This is a genomic window from Psychroserpens sp., assembly GCF_034670085.1.
In the GTDB taxonomy this organism is placed as follows: domain Bacteria; phylum Bacteroidota; class Bacteroidia; order Flavobacteriales; family Flavobacteriaceae; genus Psychroserpens.
In genome coordinates, this window is the sequence record NZ_JAXMOD010000005.1 from 101,460 (window position 1) to 118,378 (window position 16,919).

Annotated in this window: 9 protein-coding genes; 6 read left to right on the plus strand and 3 right to left on the minus strand. The window is 33.2% G+C overall.

Annotation, left to right across the window (positions count from 1 at the left end; genetic code table 11):
* The first annotated feature begins 38 nt into the window (after positions 1–38).
* Entirely contained in the window at positions 39–230 is a 192-nt protein-coding gene (locus tag VOI25_RS09805; protein WP_034058905.1) for a cold-shock protein, read from the plus strand.
* Between the two features lie 76 nt (positions 231–306).
* Here VOI25_RS09805 and VOI25_RS09810 read toward each other — a convergent pair whose 3' ends face one another.
* Both VOI25_RS09810 and VOI25_RS09815 read right to left on the minus strand, forming a co-directional pair.
* Positions 307–2,298, minus strand: coding sequence for a serine hydrolase (locus VOI25_RS09810; protein WP_323788890.1), 1,992 nt, complete (start codon positions 2,296–2,298; stop codon positions 307–309).
* Between the two features lie 194 nt (positions 2,299–2,492).
* Entirely contained in the window at positions 2,493–3,002 is a 510-nt protein-coding gene (locus VOI25_RS09815) for a hypothetical protein (protein WP_323788891.1), read from the minus strand.
* Between the two features lie 235 nt (positions 3,003–3,237).
* Between VOI25_RS09815 and VOI25_RS09820 the strand changes: the two genes are divergently transcribed.
* From VOI25_RS09820 to VOI25_RS09840, 5 genes are all read left to right on the plus strand, one after another.
* A complete protein-coding gene (locus VOI25_RS09820; RefSeq protein WP_323788892.1) occupies positions 3,238–4,974 on the plus strand; it encodes a leucine-rich repeat domain-containing protein in 1,737 nt (578 codons plus the stop codon).
* Between the two features lie 201 nt (positions 4,975–5,175).
* Positions 5,176–7,368 carry a tetratricopeptide repeat protein gene (locus tag VOI25_RS09825; protein ID WP_323788893.1) on the plus strand — a complete coding sequence of 731 codons (2,193 nt, stop codon included), beginning with the start codon at positions 5,176–5,178 and terminating at the stop codon, positions 7,366–7,368.
* Positions 7,365–8,102, plus strand: a complete 738-nt coding sequence (locus VOI25_RS09830; RefSeq protein ID WP_323788894.1) for a LytTR family DNA-binding domain-containing protein — start codon at positions 7,365–7,367, stop codon at positions 8,100–8,102. The genes VOI25_RS09825 and VOI25_RS09830 overlap by 4 nt, the downstream gene beginning before the upstream one ends.
* A gap of 135 nt (positions 8,103–8,237) precedes the next feature.
* Positions 8,238–8,621, plus strand: a complete 384-nt coding sequence (locus VOI25_RS09835; protein WP_323788895.1) for a hypothetical protein — start codon at positions 8,238–8,240, stop codon at positions 8,619–8,621.
* 254 nt (positions 8,622–8,875) lie between these two features.
* Complete coding sequence (locus VOI25_RS09840) at positions 8,876–11,644, plus strand: M4 family metallopeptidase (protein ID WP_323788896.1); 2,769 nt, start codon at positions 8,876–8,878, stop codon at positions 11,642–11,644.
* 129 nt (positions 11,645–11,773) lie between these two features.
* On the opposite strand, the gene VOI25_RS09845 is transcribed toward VOI25_RS09840, so the two are convergent.
* Positions 11,774–16,747, minus strand: a complete 4,974-nt coding sequence (locus tag VOI25_RS09845; protein WP_323788897.1) for an FG-GAP-like repeat-containing protein — start codon at positions 16,745–16,747, stop codon at positions 11,774–11,776.
* Positions 16,748–16,919 lie beyond the last annotated feature (172 nt).

Genomic DNA, 16,919 nt, shown 5'->3' on the forward strand with positions numbered 1-16,919 from the left:
TGTAATTCAATAAGTATTATAAATTAAATTACATTACAATGAGTAAAGGAACAGTAAAATTTTTCAATGATGCCAAAGGATTTGGTTTTATCACTGAAGAAGGCGTAGACAAAGATCACTTTGTACACATTTCAGGATTAATTGACGAAATTCGCGAAGGCGACCAAGTTGAATTTGATCTTCAAGAAGGAAACAAAGGATTAAACGCAGTGAACGTAAAAGTTATCTAATACATATACTTCAAGTTTAATAAAAAGCCCATCAATATTGATGGGCTTTTTTATTTGTTATAATAATAAGCTTGTGCTACCGACAAACATTGTCTTTTAGTTTAATTTTATTTAGCTCTTTCCAAATAGAGTCATTATAAGCTTTAGGTGAAAACTTAAATACAATGATTGATTTTCCTGTTACTTCGCATAGCTGCTGACGACCTAAAATATTTAGAGTGACCATTTGTCCAGTATGAAAACCGTCAAAAATCGTCAATTGTCCTTTAAATTCTGTGCTAGTTTTGGATTTGATAAGCTCAAAAAGTTCTAATTTAGGTTTAGGAAACTCTTGAGACCAATGATTAGGTGTCATTAACCCATCATAGTATGCTTCAAGATTAGTTTGTAATTCGTCTATAGTAATTTCGCTTGTAGCACTTACTTTCCATGCCATAACCAATGACCAAAAATCTTCATGTTTTGCATCTGACCATTTTGGAGCAAATCGTAACTCTTCGAACCCTTTAACTGTCATTTTCGGAGCCCATTCAATGGGAAATGTAATAATCTCTTTTCCCCAAGTAAAATCTGCTTGCAGTAGATTCACATCATATGAAACACCCATTTCTTTAAGCATGTTTTTGGCATTCCTATTTTTTGGGTTAAGGTCTATTGATTTCTTATAATTTTCAATGGCCTTTTTGCGTTGTCCTAATGCTCTAAGTGCTTCGGCATAACTATCATAAGGGTTATCTTTTTCTGGAAAGATTTCAGTACTAAGTTTAAAGACTTCAGCTGCATCTTTAGCATTTCCAGCATGTAGTAACTTATAGCCTTCTACAATGAGTTCTTGTTCGTTAACATAGTAATTTGGTAAATCTTTATGCTTTTTATAATACTGAACACCTTTTTCTATGCCTTCTTGTTTAATGGTTTCAGTCATAAATTTCGCTAAAGGTTTTAAAGGAAAATCATATGGTTTATCAAATAATATTCCTGTAATTGCCTTCGTCATAGACCTATGAAACGCACGACTCGAATTGCTTAAGAGAATAACTGAAGCATTTCGAGATGGAATTCTTGTATACAATGCTCTAAAACCGTCAATAGAACCACTATGACCAATGGTTTCAATAGTATCTTTAGTATTACCAATAGCTTTATTTTTAAATTCCCAACCATATCCATAATGTCCACCTTCTTCTGAATCTATGATGTGTTTTGTGAGCATAAGATCCATATACATTTTTGGGAGTAAGCTTTCATTACTGACTGCCTGGTCCCAAAGAAACAAATCTTCAACAGTAGAATAAATTGCACCAGCAGCATAGGCTGTAGTTTTATCAGAAGCATCACTATCGTAGAATTCGCCAAAACCTTTATTATAACCGGAAGCCATATTTTTTATAAGTGGTCTGTGTTTATGAAATCCAGAATTTTTCATTTTAAGAGGTTCAAATATTCTTTCTTTCAATAGCGTTTCATAAGATTTTTCGGTTACCATCTCCATAATATATCCTAGTAATGTATATCCATTATTGCTATATCCAAAACTGGATCCTGGAGGAAACTGGAGTTGGACACTTGAAAACTGATTGACCATGTCTTCTGGTTTATTGTATTTTTTATCATCAACACCATGATTAAAACCAGCTGAATGGGTGAGAAGGTGATGAATTGTTATTTGATCACCATTTGTTTTAGGATAGTCTTTTAAATAGGTGGAAATTGGTGTGTGTAAATCCAATTTGCCTTCTGCTACCAATTGCATAATTAACATGGCTGTAAATGATTTGGTCATCGATGCAATTTTGAATTTGGTAGCAGCAGTATTAGGAATATCCCATTCCATATTAGCGAATCCTAATCCGTTTTTGTAAACAAGATCACCTTGATCAACAACCAGTATTGCACCATTAAACATGTCGTACTCATCAAATAGATTTACGATTTCATCAATTTTATTGGCTTTGTCTGTTATATTGGTATCTACATTCTTGTCTTGATGACAGGTTAGAAGAACCATAGATACTATGACAAATAAAATTTTAAAGAAAACCGATAGACTTGATTTTAAAACGTGCATAAAATGTGTTTGATTAATTTATGCTAAAAATAGTTTTATAGAATCAATCCGTTTTAACAAAAGATGTCAAAAAAGTGTAAAACGTTTGTGAAATTAGAGGTTTGCATTCGCATTTGATATGAGAATATTTCTTACCAACCTCTAAATCTACAAATTAGAACAAACTCAATATTTTAATTTCAAAGAAGACCAATTTATTCATCACAAATAGACGAGGTTGGAACTTCAAAAGATCCTTGCACATTTATATTACCAGGTGCATTATCTTGACGTCTATAATTGATATTTAAACTCCCCTTAATAGTTGTGCAATTTCCATCAGTTATAATTTCACTTATAAAGACATTTCCGTCTTGAGACAGATAAATACCATTGTCTTGTAAAATGATACTTGACACACTTGTTTCACCATTAACATAAGGTGCAATGCCATATTGAAAGGTGTCAATTGGACTAGGAAGAACAAAGTACAAGCTATTATTGGGATTATCGCGAGAGGTGAATTTCAAGCCAATATTACTGCTTTCAATAGAATCTCTATAAAAGCTAAAAAGTTCGTCATTAAAGCCATCACCATTTACTCTCAGTGAATAGTGAAAAATTTGTGGATCGCCATCCATCATTTGGTCATTTGTGCTGTCATCTGATGAACAGGCAAATAAAACGGAGGTAAAAATAAGTAAACAGTACATAAATTTTTTCATGAGTATAGAATTTGTTGGTTTTAATGTCATCGCTAAGCATTAAAAATGTCATCACTATATGTTGAGTTATTTTGTTTTTTTGACAATTACTAAGCAGTTTAATAGTGTTCATAAACACATATGTATTCAATCCTAACGCTTATGGCTTAAAACCTCACAAAAAAAGATTCCCTGTTTTTTAGTGTGTTTCATAAAACTACTTTGGCTTTATATAAACTTATAAAACCTATTTATTATGAAAAAAACACTACTTTTTTTAATGACTCTATTTACAATTGGAATAGGGTATTCGCAAACTTTTATTGAAAATTTTATCACGTATTCAGTTACTTCAACTACACCTAATACTGTTGCTATTATAGACTATAATATTAATGGCGGTACTGATGTTGTAATACCTGCAACAGTTACACCTAATGTTTCTGGGAGAATGTCATCATTTGAAGATGCAAACAGTCCAATGGAAACATACAGTATTACCAGCATAGCTAATAATGCTTTTACTTCTAAAGGACTAACCAGTGTTATAATTGGTGACAATGTTTTGACCATAGGGAATCAAGCTTTTTCAGTTAATTTTATTACAAGTGCGATTATCGGTAATAATGTCACCACTATTGGTTTTAATGCATTTTACAATAATAATTTAACAACTATTGATTTACCAAATAGTGTTACGACCATTGAAGCAAGAGCTTTTGATGATAATCTATTAACCAGTATTACTATACCGAGTAATGTTACTTCTATAGGATTTGCCGCTTTTAGAGATAATTTAATTACATGCATTTCTTCAGAAGCTACAACACCTCCAGCTATTATAACAGAATCTAATTCTAATGATACATTTGCTAGTGATCGTAGTGGTATCAATTTAAACATACCAGATGGAGCAACAGCAGATTATGTAACTGACCCTGGAGCAGAATGGACTGGTTTTAATACAGTTACAGAAGTACTAGGCAGTACATTTGTTTTTGATAATATAACATATCAAATTAATGCTACTCCAAATAATGAAGTCACAATTACAAATTATAACACAGCTGGTGGCACTAATGTTAATATACCTGCTACGGTTAGTAGTGCCTGTACTGAATACAGCGTTGTGATCATTGGTTTTAATGCTTTTAATGGCAAAAATTTATCAAGTGTAACTATTCCAAATAGTGTTACAAGTATTGAGAATTCTGCTTTTCAAGGCAACAACTTAGTTAGTGTTACTATTCCGGATAGTGTTACAAATATTGATATTGAAGCTTTTTATGGTAATCAATTAACGAGTGTTATACTGTCTAATAATCTTATAAATATAGGCGAAGCTGCTTTTGCATTTAACGATTTACAAGGGGTTACTATTCCTGATAGTGTTATTACTATTGACGATGGTGCTTTTGTGCAGAACAATAATATGACGACTCTTGTGCTAGGAAATAGTGTTACAAACATTGGAGCTTATGTTTTCCGTTTTACCGCTTTAACAATCATTACCTTACCAGCAAGTGTTACCAATATTGGTGTTATTACTTTTGGAAGTCATTTAATAACAGATGTTTATTGTGAAGGTTTAGTTCCACCTATAATTGCTACAACTGGTGCACCTAACACAGATACTTTTGATGTATATCGAAGTAATATTAATTTGCATATACCTGTTGGTACAACAGGAGCTTATGTTACAGATCCTGGTGCTTTATGGACAGACTTTAACTCGGTAACTGAAGATGCAGCTTTAAGCACTTCAGATTTCGAGTTAGCTAATCAAGTAAAAGTAATAACAACTACTGATGACATAAAAATAATCTCATCTGGTTCGGCTCAACTTAAAACCTATGCCATTTACAGTATTACAGGAGCTAAAGTTGCTACAGGTAAAGAAGGCAGTATTCCAATAAGCTATATGTCTAATGGAATCTATATTTTAGAACTGACTTTTGATCAAGGTAGACTTGTTAAAAAGTTTGTAAAATAAATAAGTCTTGGCGCTATTAATTAATTGAGGGATAATTTTTTGTTTCATGTCAAGAACTAACCGTAAGCGTTTTACTTAAAACACTTGCGGTTTGTCATTAACTTGGTTTTTTGTTTCTATTATAAATCTTATCTTTTCGTTTTTATAGATTACTGTAAAAGGTTATATCGTTATTAAACTTAAACTAGTTCTGTTTTCATTATGAAATTCAATTGTACATCATTTCTCTTTTTTATACTCCTTTTGTCTTATTCGACACTTGCTTTGTCACAGGAGAAAGTTATAGATAGCTTAGAAAATGTATTGCGATATCATAAGCAAAACGATACTACTAAGGTGAATTTATTGAATAAACTAGCTTATAGGTATTCTAGTTTTGACATTGTGAAAGCGGATGAAAAAGCTCAAGAAGCATTAGATCTTGCCAAGCAACTTAATTTCAAAAGAGGTGAAGCTAAAAGTTACATAAGGTTTGGTTATAACCATATAAAAAAGTCAGAAAAAGATAAGGCAGAATTGCTTGCTAACAAAGCACTTAAATTGTGTGAAGAGATTAACAATCAGGCTTGTATTAACGCTTCTTATATCTGCTTGGCAGAAATTGCTCTTCGTAATAGTAATCTAGATAAAGCTTTGACTTATTACGAAAAACTACTTCATATTTTTAGAGAGGATGGTGATCTATTAAATCAGGCCGATATGTTAAATAATTTGGGAGTCACTAACTATAAAAAAGGAGATTTCGATGAAGCAATTAACTTCTATAAACAATCGCATGCTATAAGAGTAGAATTGGGTCAAGAAAAATTAAGCTTAGGCACCTTAAATAATATTGCTATTATTTGTCTTAACCAAGGTAGGTATTCTGAAGCATTACAATATTTTAATCAAATTCTAAGCGTACATAGAAAGGACAATAACAAAAGTGGCATAGCCTTAGTCACCTATAATATGAGTGCGGTGTATAATGAACTAAAACAGTACGATAAAACCCTTAAATACCTTGAAGAATCACTAGAACTCAATAGGGAATTAGAGAATCGAATACAGATATCCAGTTGTTTGGTTAATATGGGATCTGTTTATGCCGATTTAAAAGAATTTCCGAAAGCACTAGATTTAATGACAGAGTCTTTGATTATAAGTAAAGAAATAAATGATAAAGTAGAATTATCTGCCGTACTCTTTCAGCTTGGGGATTTACATTTGAAAATGAAGCAGCCTGAAATTGCTTTAAAACATTTCAAGACGTCCTTAGAATTAAGTTCATCAAACAATGACAAGCTATATATCTGTCATTCTTCTATTGGTTTAGCACAAACTTACGTTTTACTTGAAGATTATTCAAAAGCCTTAGATCATGCCTTAAAGGGTAAGGAAATTGCCGATGACATGGAGCTTCTAGCACAGCAAAAATTAGCAACAGGTGCTCTAGCAACTATTTATAGTGAAACAAGAAATTATAAAAAAGCATTTGAAAGTCATCAACTATTTAAAAAAATAAACGATAGTCTTTTTAATAAAGAAAATATTGAAAAAATAACCCAGTTAGAGTATGATTATAAATATAAGCAAACCATAGATGCTGCAAGGATTAGAGAATTACAGCTCACGAAAACTGTAGCAGCCACTAATAAAAATTTAGCAAAATCAAAACAAAATTATTTATGGGCAATTATTGGTTTTTTATTGGTTTCAATAGTATTAGGAGGAATTATTTTCTATTTGAAATTCACTAATATAAAATCAAAAGCAAAAAATATAGAAATCGAACAAAAGCTACTGCGCTCACAAATGACACCACATTTTATTTTTAATTCATTGTCTGTATTGCAAGGAATGATACTAAATAAAGAAGAAAAAAAGTCTGTTTATTATCTTTCAAAATTTTCGAAATTACTACGTATTATTCTAGAAAACTCAAGAGATAAGGCAGTTTCACTTTCTCAAGAATTAGCTGCAATACAGCACTACTTAGCACTTCAAAATTTAGAAAATGAGGCTTATAATTATACTGTGCTAGTAGAAGACACCATTGATGTTCCATTATTTGAAATCCCACCAATGCTTATCCAGCCATTTGTTGAAAACGCCATAGAACATGCCTTTGCAGACCAAAAGGAAAACCGAAAAATAGATATTCGATTGCGATATTTAGATAAAAGCATGATCTGTAAAATTACAGATAATGGAGTAGGAGTTGAATCGCGAAGACATGATAAAAATGAACATAAAAAATCGTTATCCACGGTCATTACTTCCGATCGATTAAAAATATTATCCAAAGATTTCAAGATGAAAGGCTCTGTAACCATCGAAGACCGAAAAAAATACAATGAACAAGGAACAATAGTTACTTTAGTCATTCCACATAAAATACTCATAGAGCATTGAAAACATTAATAGTAGAAGATAAAGCATATATAAGACAAGCGCTACTCAATTTATTACTTTTAATTGATACTGAGGTTGAAGTAATAGGAGAGTGTGGAGCGGTTAGTGATGCCGTTATTGTTGCTAATGCATGTCAGCCAGAATTGATATTTCTAGATATAAATCTTTTAGATGGCACTGCTTTTGATTTTTTAGAACAAACGGAACACCTAACTTTTAAAATCATTTTTATTACGGCCTATGAAGAATATGCACTAAAAGCTTTAAAAATTGGAGCCGTAGATTATATTTTAAAACCTGTAGATGTTGAAGATCTTAAAATGGCACTTCACAAAGTTAAAAGCCTTCCTGTTGAAGAACAAAAGAAGCAAATTAATACTGTAAAAGAGGCTTGGGCTGGTGAAGATTCGAAACTCATACTTTCGCTACATGATAGCTTTCAAGTGGTCGATTTAAATGAACTTCTATTTTGTGAATCAGATAAAGGCTATACTACGTTTTATTGTAGTGATGGCAAAAAATATTTGGTTTCAAAAACAATAAAGGAGTTTGAAGAACGACTCACTGCTACAAATTTTATTCGTCCACATCAATCGTTTATTGTCAATTTAAATTACATAGATAAATATGAAAAATCAGGTGTGATTTATTTAAAAAACGGAAAAAAAATACCTGTGTCATCACGAAAAAAAGAGCATTTTGTCGCTACATTTTTAAATTGGAATAAAGGCTAATCGGTACTTTTTTATCGAATATGCTGTCAAGTATTGCGTTTATTTATTCTGAAACTTCAGAAATGCATTCTTTGTTTTCTCTTTCAATAGTTCCGTATACATTTAGGTATAAATTAAACCCAAACATTTCAATTAATGGAAAACTTAATAGAAGTAAAAAGCGCGTATAATTCTTTAGATAAACTGTGTACTTTTTTTAAAAATGAATCGGTTTATCGCTGTTCCAAAATTTATGATACTTGGGAAATTCGTACAGATTCTAATGGACAAATGGAACATTGCATCGTAGTTAAAAAAAGTTCGATGCATGCCATAAAGGTCTTTTTTGTAAATGAAGACACTGTAAAAATCAATTATGTCATTCCTAATAAATTGATGAACGCATACTTTGGTAAGAGCGTTAAGGCACGTCAAAATATTATTGAAATTGCTACAGGTGTTATTAAACAAGCCTTGCTATATGGTTTTCAAAAAAAAGCATTTAGCGAATTAGAACAATTGGTTTTAAAAGCTTCATAAAGTTTATGAATTAGATCTTGTTCAAACCTATTTTACAACAAGACAAATTATAATATAGAATGGCGTTATAATCATTTTCCTTTTTTTATTTCAACAACTCAGGATTAAAATTACAGCTTGAAATTTAGCGGTTACGCATATTAAATCAATCCCAACGCATACTGCTTAAAACCTAACTAAAATAGATTCCCTGTTTTATAGCATATGTAATCTAACTACTTTGGTTTTAGAGATCCATTTAAAACCAATTCATTATGAAAAAAATTAAGTTTATTTTGTTATTGCAGCTTGTAGTTTCTATTGTTTATGCTCAAGACAAGTCTTTATCGGCTTCCATAGATTCTCGTTTTGTTAATGAAGAAGGTGTTGTTCAATTTGTAAAATTCGATGAGGCTTCTAAATTAAATTTTGAAAACAGGTCTAATTTATTACAAGAATTTTTTGAATCACCTGAACACACTAAATTTGTTAAAGTAGATTCTAAAACAGATAAAATTGGAATCCTACATGAAACATTTCAGCAGTATTTTAATGCTATCCCTGTTGAATTTGGGATATACAAAGCACATTTAAAAAACAAAATGATATCTGCCATCAATGGAGACTATTTCCCAATTACTGATATTAATACAGCACCTACCATTTCCGAAAGTAATGCTATTTCTATAGCTAAAGGCCATGTTAACTCCACAAATTTTTATGAATCTTTAACTAATAAAATAGGTTATGATGGACCTAAACCTACATTAGTAGTTTTTCCTAAAATGAAGAACATTACTACTGTTGATAGGTTGGCATTCAGACTTGATATCTATGCAGAAAAGCCATTATATAGAGCTGATGTATATGTAGATGCGCATACAGGAGAAGTTTTTTTTGAAAATAATAAAATTCATCATACTAATGCCCAAGCATCTGGAACAACGGTTTATAATAACACACAAGATTTTACAGCAGATCAAATTTTAGGTGGCTATAGATTGCGTGAAACAACTTCAACTGGAAGTGGCATACAAACTTTTAATGCAACTAATGGCGTACAAAATGCGACAGATATTATAAGTTCTACAGCAAACTTCAATAATATAAATAATGCCGCTGTTCAAGTACATTGGGGGACTGAAAAAGCGTATGACTATTTTTTTCAAGAGCATAACCGTAATTCCTTTGATGATAATGCCGCACTTATTAAATCTTACATTACACCTCAAACCATAAATGCCAATGCCTATTGGACAGGAGATGTGTTGCATTATTCTGCAGGTAACACTCAAAATATTGGTCCATTAACATCCTTAGACATTGTTGGACATGAGTTTTCGCATGCTGTTGTTGATCATACTGCAGATTTAATATACTCTAATCAGTCTGGCGCTATTAATGAATCGTACGCTGATATTTTTGGTGAAATGGTGGAGCATCATGCTCTAGGAAGTAACGACTGGTTATGCGGTGCCGATGTCTTTAATAGTGGTTTGCGGTCTATGAGTAATCCTAAAACTAAATTACATCCAGACACTTATTTAGGTGAATATTGGCAAACCACATCTAATGATAATTTTGGGGTGCATTCTAACTCTGGTGTGCATAACAAATGGTTTTACCTTTTAGCTGTAGGAGGAACTGGTACCAATGATAATGGGTTAAGCTATTCTGTAAATGGTATTGGAATTCAAAAAGCTGCAGAAATTGCGTATAGAAATCTAACGTTATATTTAACGCCAACCTCTAATTATAATTATACTGTTGAAACTTCAATTTATGCAGCCATCCAATTATTCGGTCCAAATTCACCAGAACATATAGCTACTGCTCAAGCATGGCAAGCTGTTGGCTTACTCATACAACCAACAGATTATATCTCACCAACAACTCCTATAAATCTTGTTGCAACTAATACAACTTCAAATTATGTAATCTCTGGAATCCTATCTTGGGATGCTTCAACAGATAATGTTGGCGTACTCGGTTATAATATCTATAGGAACGGATCTTTAATAGGTGTTTCTGATACCACAAGTTATAATGTTCCACAAAACATGTTAAGTAATACAATGTATGATTTTAGAGTTCAAGCTTTTGATGCTGCTGGTAAAATTTCGGGATTAAGCAATATAGATAGTATTTGGTATGATACCACTGGACCAACAGCGCCAACAAATCTTACAAGCTCAAATACGACAGAAACAACAACTGACTTGAATTGGACGGCCTCAACAGATGGTATTGGGGTTGTAGGGTATAAAATATATAATGGCCTCGTATACCTTGAAACGGTTACTAATACATCTCACACATTAACCAATTTGACACCAAATACCAATTATAATTTTCGTGTAGTAGCTTTTGATGCTGCTGGTTTTGATTCTAATTCTAGTAATACTGTAAATGTACTAACACCAATAACAATACAATGTACAGGTGGGAATGGGAACCTAACGCTAACCATTAACTTTAGTAACACAAGTAATTCGAATTCTTATTTTTATTTTTGGGAAATTATAGATGCAACAACTAATTCTGTGGTAGAGCAAGAATATTATTTTTCACCTCCAGGAAATAGTACATTGATAGAGACTATAGCAATAGGTCCTGGTTCATATTACTTTGATTTCTTTGATTATTCCTCACCAGCTGCTGTTCAAGATTTTGAGTTAGTTGGTAGCAGTCAGGTTATAATTCCATCAACAGGTTTAACTAATAATATGTATTTTTCATTAAACCCTTTTTGTGTATCTGCTTCTGGAAATAGAGTGACTTCCAACACGATAAAATCAACCATTAGTAACACGAAACGTTCTGGTACAATATACCCAAACCCAGTACTAGATAGATTACATTATAGAAATTTAAATAATGAAAATAAAGCGTTCTTAATTGTAGATTTAACAGGGAAGATTTTCATGAAAGGAATGCTCGATTCTGAAAAATCAATAGACGTGAGTTTACTTAAATCAGGATTATATATCCTTAGAATTGTTGATAAAGAAAATACTGAATATCATAAATTTATTAAAAAATAAATTCTGTTTGATACGATATAGCAATAATGGATAAATTGCTAAAAAACTTAGAATATCTATGATTAGATGAATCAAAAAAAGCAAGCTTTATTAAGCTTGCTTTTTTCTTTTCAAATTTTACTTTATAATCTAATTAATTACAATTTTTTGTGTTTTATAAGCATTTCCATTTGATAATTGCACAATGTAAACTCCACTACTTAGTGTGTCAACATTAACCGTATTAATGAGGTTTGAACTATCAAGCGTTTTATTAGTTACCAATCTACCTTGGAGATCATAAATATTCACCTTGCTATATTCTGATAATTGACCTTTTATAAAAACTTCTCTACTAGAGTTATTTGAATAAATTAAAATGCCATCTAACCCAGCAATTAGTGTCGATATTTCGTTATTAGAATACCTTAAAAAGAAACGACCAGTACCTGCTTCATTTGAGGTTGGCGTAAATACATAATCAGAATCATTTAAAAGCGTTAAGGTTTTTAATAAGGTATCTTCAAGATAAACGTACACATTATCTGATAACGTAGAGTTATCTCCTAAACTAATGGTTAATGATGTTCCTTCTTGTGCTTTTACGCCTAACGGAATTACAACATCATTGAAATCATTATGTGGCAACGATTGTATAGCCATATCTAAACCTTGATTGTCTTCAACAAGATGTGTAAAGATTGAAAAATCACCTGACACACCTCCATAAACACTGGCATCATAGCCTATATCCAAACCTTTTGTCGTCCCTTCTATAAAATAGATACTAGTTTTAGTCGTTCTAATTGCACTTGATAATTGCAAACTACTTAATATTGAAGTTGAACTATTTGCAGATCGACCAATAATAAAATCGTCAGATGTTCCTGTAGCACGCATTGCAGGCGTGAATTCTAAATTGTAAAGCGGTACATTGATTGCATTTGCACTCACAAAGAATCCTTGACCTGGAGCAATTACTGTAGACGCCGTTGTGTTGGCTAAATTATAAATTGTCCAATCATCTGCTGCGTTTCCGTCGTAGCCATATATTGCCGCTGTTCCAGCATTCATTAAATTAAGATTACTAACACCAGTACTCACTTCATGATTCAAGAAGGCTTGAACATTTAAATAGGAAGGGTACGGATTTCCAACAAGATTCCATTCTTGTTCTGCAGGTTCAGTAGGTCCAGAATTTATGATATCAATACTTACAAGCGCAGTATTAGCTGTACCAGTAAACGTAAATGTACCATTATCGCTAGATGCTGCTCTATAACCAACTCCAGCGTCTAAAGTAGTTGTGTTAGTTCCTTCATAAGTTAAATATGTTCCGGTAGTTTTATCAAAAGGACCAAATAAATATAATGTTCCATTGTTTAAAATGTTTGGATTAGCAGTAGCAAACTCATTAAATGCTTGACCAGTTAAAGGTGCAGAAATTAAGTCATTACTTCCAGTTGTACCAGAACCATTAATATTAACATGGCGTTCGTAGTTTATTGTTCCAGTTAAAGACCCATCTAAAATTAAACTTGAATACATCTGAGATGTAGATCTTAATGTCGTCGTATTTGCCGATAAGGTTACGCCTGTATTTACTGTTAAAGCTGCACCAGCATCGACTGTTATAGCATCAATTGCAGTATTCATAGAAATTACAGCTTCACCAGCTTCAACTACAATAGCATCGTTAATACTAGATACGTTATTAGGGTCACTAGGAGACCAAACGTTGTTATTATAGGTGTAAATTATTGAAATATCACCCAAACAGAAATTAGTGGTCTCGGAGTTTCCAAAGTTTCCACCAGAAGCAACTGTTGATCCATTAACTGTTACAGCATATGATCCATTGCCATATCCACAGCAAATACCATCTCCGTAAGAATCATTAATGATAAAGTCATAACAACCATCATCAAGGCATTCTTCAATATTGATTGTAGAGCCATCTGCTTGATTACCATAAGTTCCGCCGGAAGCAACAGTAACACCAGAACTATTTTGAATAGACCAGCTTGTTTCTTGTGGATAGTCATCAAATGTAATAGAGATATCAATACATGTCGGAGTTGGGCAAGCATCTGGACAAGAACCACCGCAATCAATCCCAGTTTCATCACCATTTTGAATACCATCAGAACATGTAGGCTCTGGGCAAGCATCTGGACAAGACCCACCACAATCGACTCCAGTTTCATCACCATTTTGAATACCATCAGAACATGTTGGCTCTGGTTGGGTTTCAATAATATGTAAAAATTGATTAATTGCCGGATTAAGAATTTCATCAACAATTCCTGAAGGCCATTTAACTACGACTTTATCAACTTGAGTGCTGACTCCAATTCCGAAATGTTGTGTAAACGAATTTACCAAACCATAGCCTTCTCCAGAGCGAATATCTCTTATTTGTATGCCCCAAGTACCATGTAATTCCACTCGGGCACCAATACCGTTTATATTACTTACTGTTCCTTCACATTGAATATTAAGGAAGTTGTTTGCGTTTCCATCATTAAGCCAAATTCTATCTTTTGTTGTACTTGGTGAATTTAATCCGTTAGCATAACCAGCATAAATATCTAAGAAGCCATCATGATTGATATCTCCTACAGAAAAAGACTGAATTTGATCGGAGTTAAACGGATTTATGGCATTCTGAAAAGTACCATCTCCATTATTATATAAAATGAAGTGACTATCGGTTCCCGATACCATTAAATCTATAAATCCATCATTATTGAAATCTTTAAAGAATCCTTGAATCCCATAAAAATTTGCTGGATCTAAAGTTGGCAATAAGCCACTACCAGCAGTAATTTCAGTAAACGATCCGTCACCATTGTTACGCATTAAATTAGGTCCAGATCCGTGATTAATAATGATAGCATCTAAATCACCATCATTATCAATATCACCAAAATCAGATAACCAGGTTTGATTTCCATTTTTAAGATTTGCTTGCTCAGCAACTTCAGTAAAATTGTTATTGCCATCATTTTGCCATAACATGTTAATACGACGCGGATCAGTACTACTTGTGACACCACCTCTACATTTAGAAATATAAAGATCAAGATCACCATCATTATCATAATCCATCCACATGCTCGCATAATTTCCGGAATTATCACTCGTTGGTGTTGTAAACGTTCGTATTAAATCTAGATTGTAAGAGAGTGTTCCATCCTGATTATTTTGAAATGCTTTTGATTCTGCATCATCATGACAAGCAAAAATGTCAGCCCAACCATCGTTATTTATATCAGCAAAATTTGCGCCCTGTAAGAATAGGTTTGATTGTGGTTGCGTAGACTGCGAGTAGGAGTCAAGACCATTGTTATTCCTGATAATTTTCAAGTTATCATAAGCACCACCTGACATCACATCATTATATCCATTATGATCAAAGTCAGCAATTGCAGTTCCCCATTGGTTGTTGCCACTTACGCTACCATGATAGTGGCTAGTAAACGGTTGACCAGCTCCATTTTGATATTGAATACGAAGTTCTTTCGCATTATTAAACTGTACAATATCATCTTTTCCATCACCATTCATATCGATGACTCCCATTGGTAATCCACTAAAGTTATCTTGACCTAGAAGAGAAGTACCATCGGTGAAAGACACTGTGTTTCCACCAGGATTACTATTGTTCACTGCAATTATTGTACTTGTTTGGTCAGATTGTAAACCATCACTGACTATTAAAGTTACTGTAAATTCAGCCGAACTTGTAAATACATGACTAATTGTTTGCCCTGTACCTGTATTGCCATCTCCAAAATCCCATGAATAGGTTATTGGGTCATTATCATCATCAAAGGAAGCCGAAGCATCGAAATCAACACTTAAAGGTGCAGGTCCATTTACGGTAGAAGCTGCAAACAAGGCTACTGGTGGAGAAGACGTCGTTGGTGTAAGACTATTAATCCAGTCTTCAATTAATTGAACACCTGCTGCATCGACAACATCTTTTGCTATAGGTGGCATTTCAATACCAGTTTGTGTAGAATTCATTCTAAAATGTGCCATTGAATTTGAAACATCTTGGGGAATAATAACCTTCGGATTATTCAAACCTTCATCATAAACAACATCACCATAAACAATATTTTGATTGCCTAATGGCGTTGTATAACGTGCATCAAACATCGCTATATTATCTACTGTTGGGTTGTGACAACTTGAGCAGTTGACATCAATATAAGATCTAGCTCTATCTTCAAGTGAAGCGCTTAAATCGTCTTTTGCAGCTACGGCAGAATAACTACCAACATTGCCTGTGGTAATCGTTTCAGTTATAAGTCCGAGACCACTTAAATACACGAGTTGGTTCTCCGTTTGACCTGTACTAGGATATAGGATAGCCTTATTAAGGTTTCTTGTTTTTGGTCCTAGAACACTACCATTTTGAGGAAAGTGACAAGACACACACTCATTTCTACTTGGGTAATGCCACGACTGGGTAACGCCGTTCACAACGACATCTTCATCAACAGCAGCATTTAATAAGTCTGCATCTGTTTGAGCGCTATTCCACTTATATGTTAAATAGTAATACACATCATCGTCACCTTTAACTTCAAATCGTGTTTCAAGACGTTGTCCATCAATCTCAAAATGTTTAATTAGGACTGAGCCTCTTGGGAAGTCCCAAGCGTCATCATTTGAAAATGTAATTTGCTCGTCGGCAGTGTCATATGTGCCATCATTTGGTACGGCCATCCATCTTTTTTTGTCAGCGCCATCAGACCAAAACGGTTCAATCATATCATAAGGGATGAGTCCTGGGCTAGGCGTCAAGGTCAACAAATTAGCAAACGCTCCAGTTTGTGACAATAAGGCTGGAATCCCGTTATTTCCAACAGGTGTTGTTGTTGGCAAATTTCCATTTAGAAATTTTGTAATCGCGGCAGCGCTAGCAGCTGACTCGGCTAATAATTCTTCAACCTCGTAGGATGCTAAAGCTAGCAATTCATTATCTGCAACCTCTATATCTTCATATTCAGAATAACTTGAAGAATTAATTCGGGATTCAGTAACGAATAGAACTGAAAGTACTGCAATTGCAGCTACAATTAAAAAAGTAATAAGTTTCTTGTTAGCCATATTTTTGGTGGAATTAACAAAAACATACAAGCAAAAACATCATGTGCTATGGATACATAAACAGAAAAGAAGATGTATCGTTAAAACGAAAGCATTAATGAAGTATCCAGCGTGTAGTTTTGGTCATATTGTATTGATTTTAGTTGTATTGTATAGGCTTGAATTCATTTCA

What these genes read in the sequence shown, in the direction of transcription:
- VOI25_RS09820 (WP_323788892.1), top strand. Translation starts at nt 3,238, where the DNA reads ATGAAAAAAACACTACTTTTTTTAATGACTCTATTTACAATTGGAATA.
- VOI25_RS09840 (WP_323788896.1), top strand. Translation starts at nt 8,876, where the DNA reads ATGAAAAAAATTAAGTTTATTTTGTTATTGCAGCTTGTAGTTTCTATT.
- VOI25_RS09845 (WP_323788897.1), bottom strand. Translation starts at nt 16,747, where the DNA reads ATGGCTAACAAGAAACTTATTACTTTTTTAATTGTAGCTGCAATTGCA.
- VOI25_RS09810 (WP_323788890.1), bottom strand. Translation starts at nt 2,298, where the DNA reads ATGCACGTTTTAAAATCAAGTCTATCGGTTTTCTTTAAAATTTTATTT.
- VOI25_RS09815 (WP_323788891.1), bottom strand. Translation starts at nt 3,002, where the DNA reads ATGAAAAAATTTATGTACTGTTTACTTATTTTTACCTCCGTTTTATTT.
- VOI25_RS09835 (WP_323788895.1), top strand. Translation starts at nt 8,238, where the DNA reads ATGGAAAACTTAATAGAAGTAAAAAGCGCGTATAATTCTTTAGATAAA.
- VOI25_RS09825 (WP_323788893.1), top strand. Translation starts at nt 5,176, where the DNA reads ATGAAATTCAATTGTACATCATTTCTCTTTTTTATACTCCTTTTGTCT.
- VOI25_RS09805 (WP_034058905.1), top strand. Translation starts at nt 39, where the DNA reads ATGAGTAAAGGAACAGTAAAATTTTTCAATGATGCCAAAGGATTTGGT.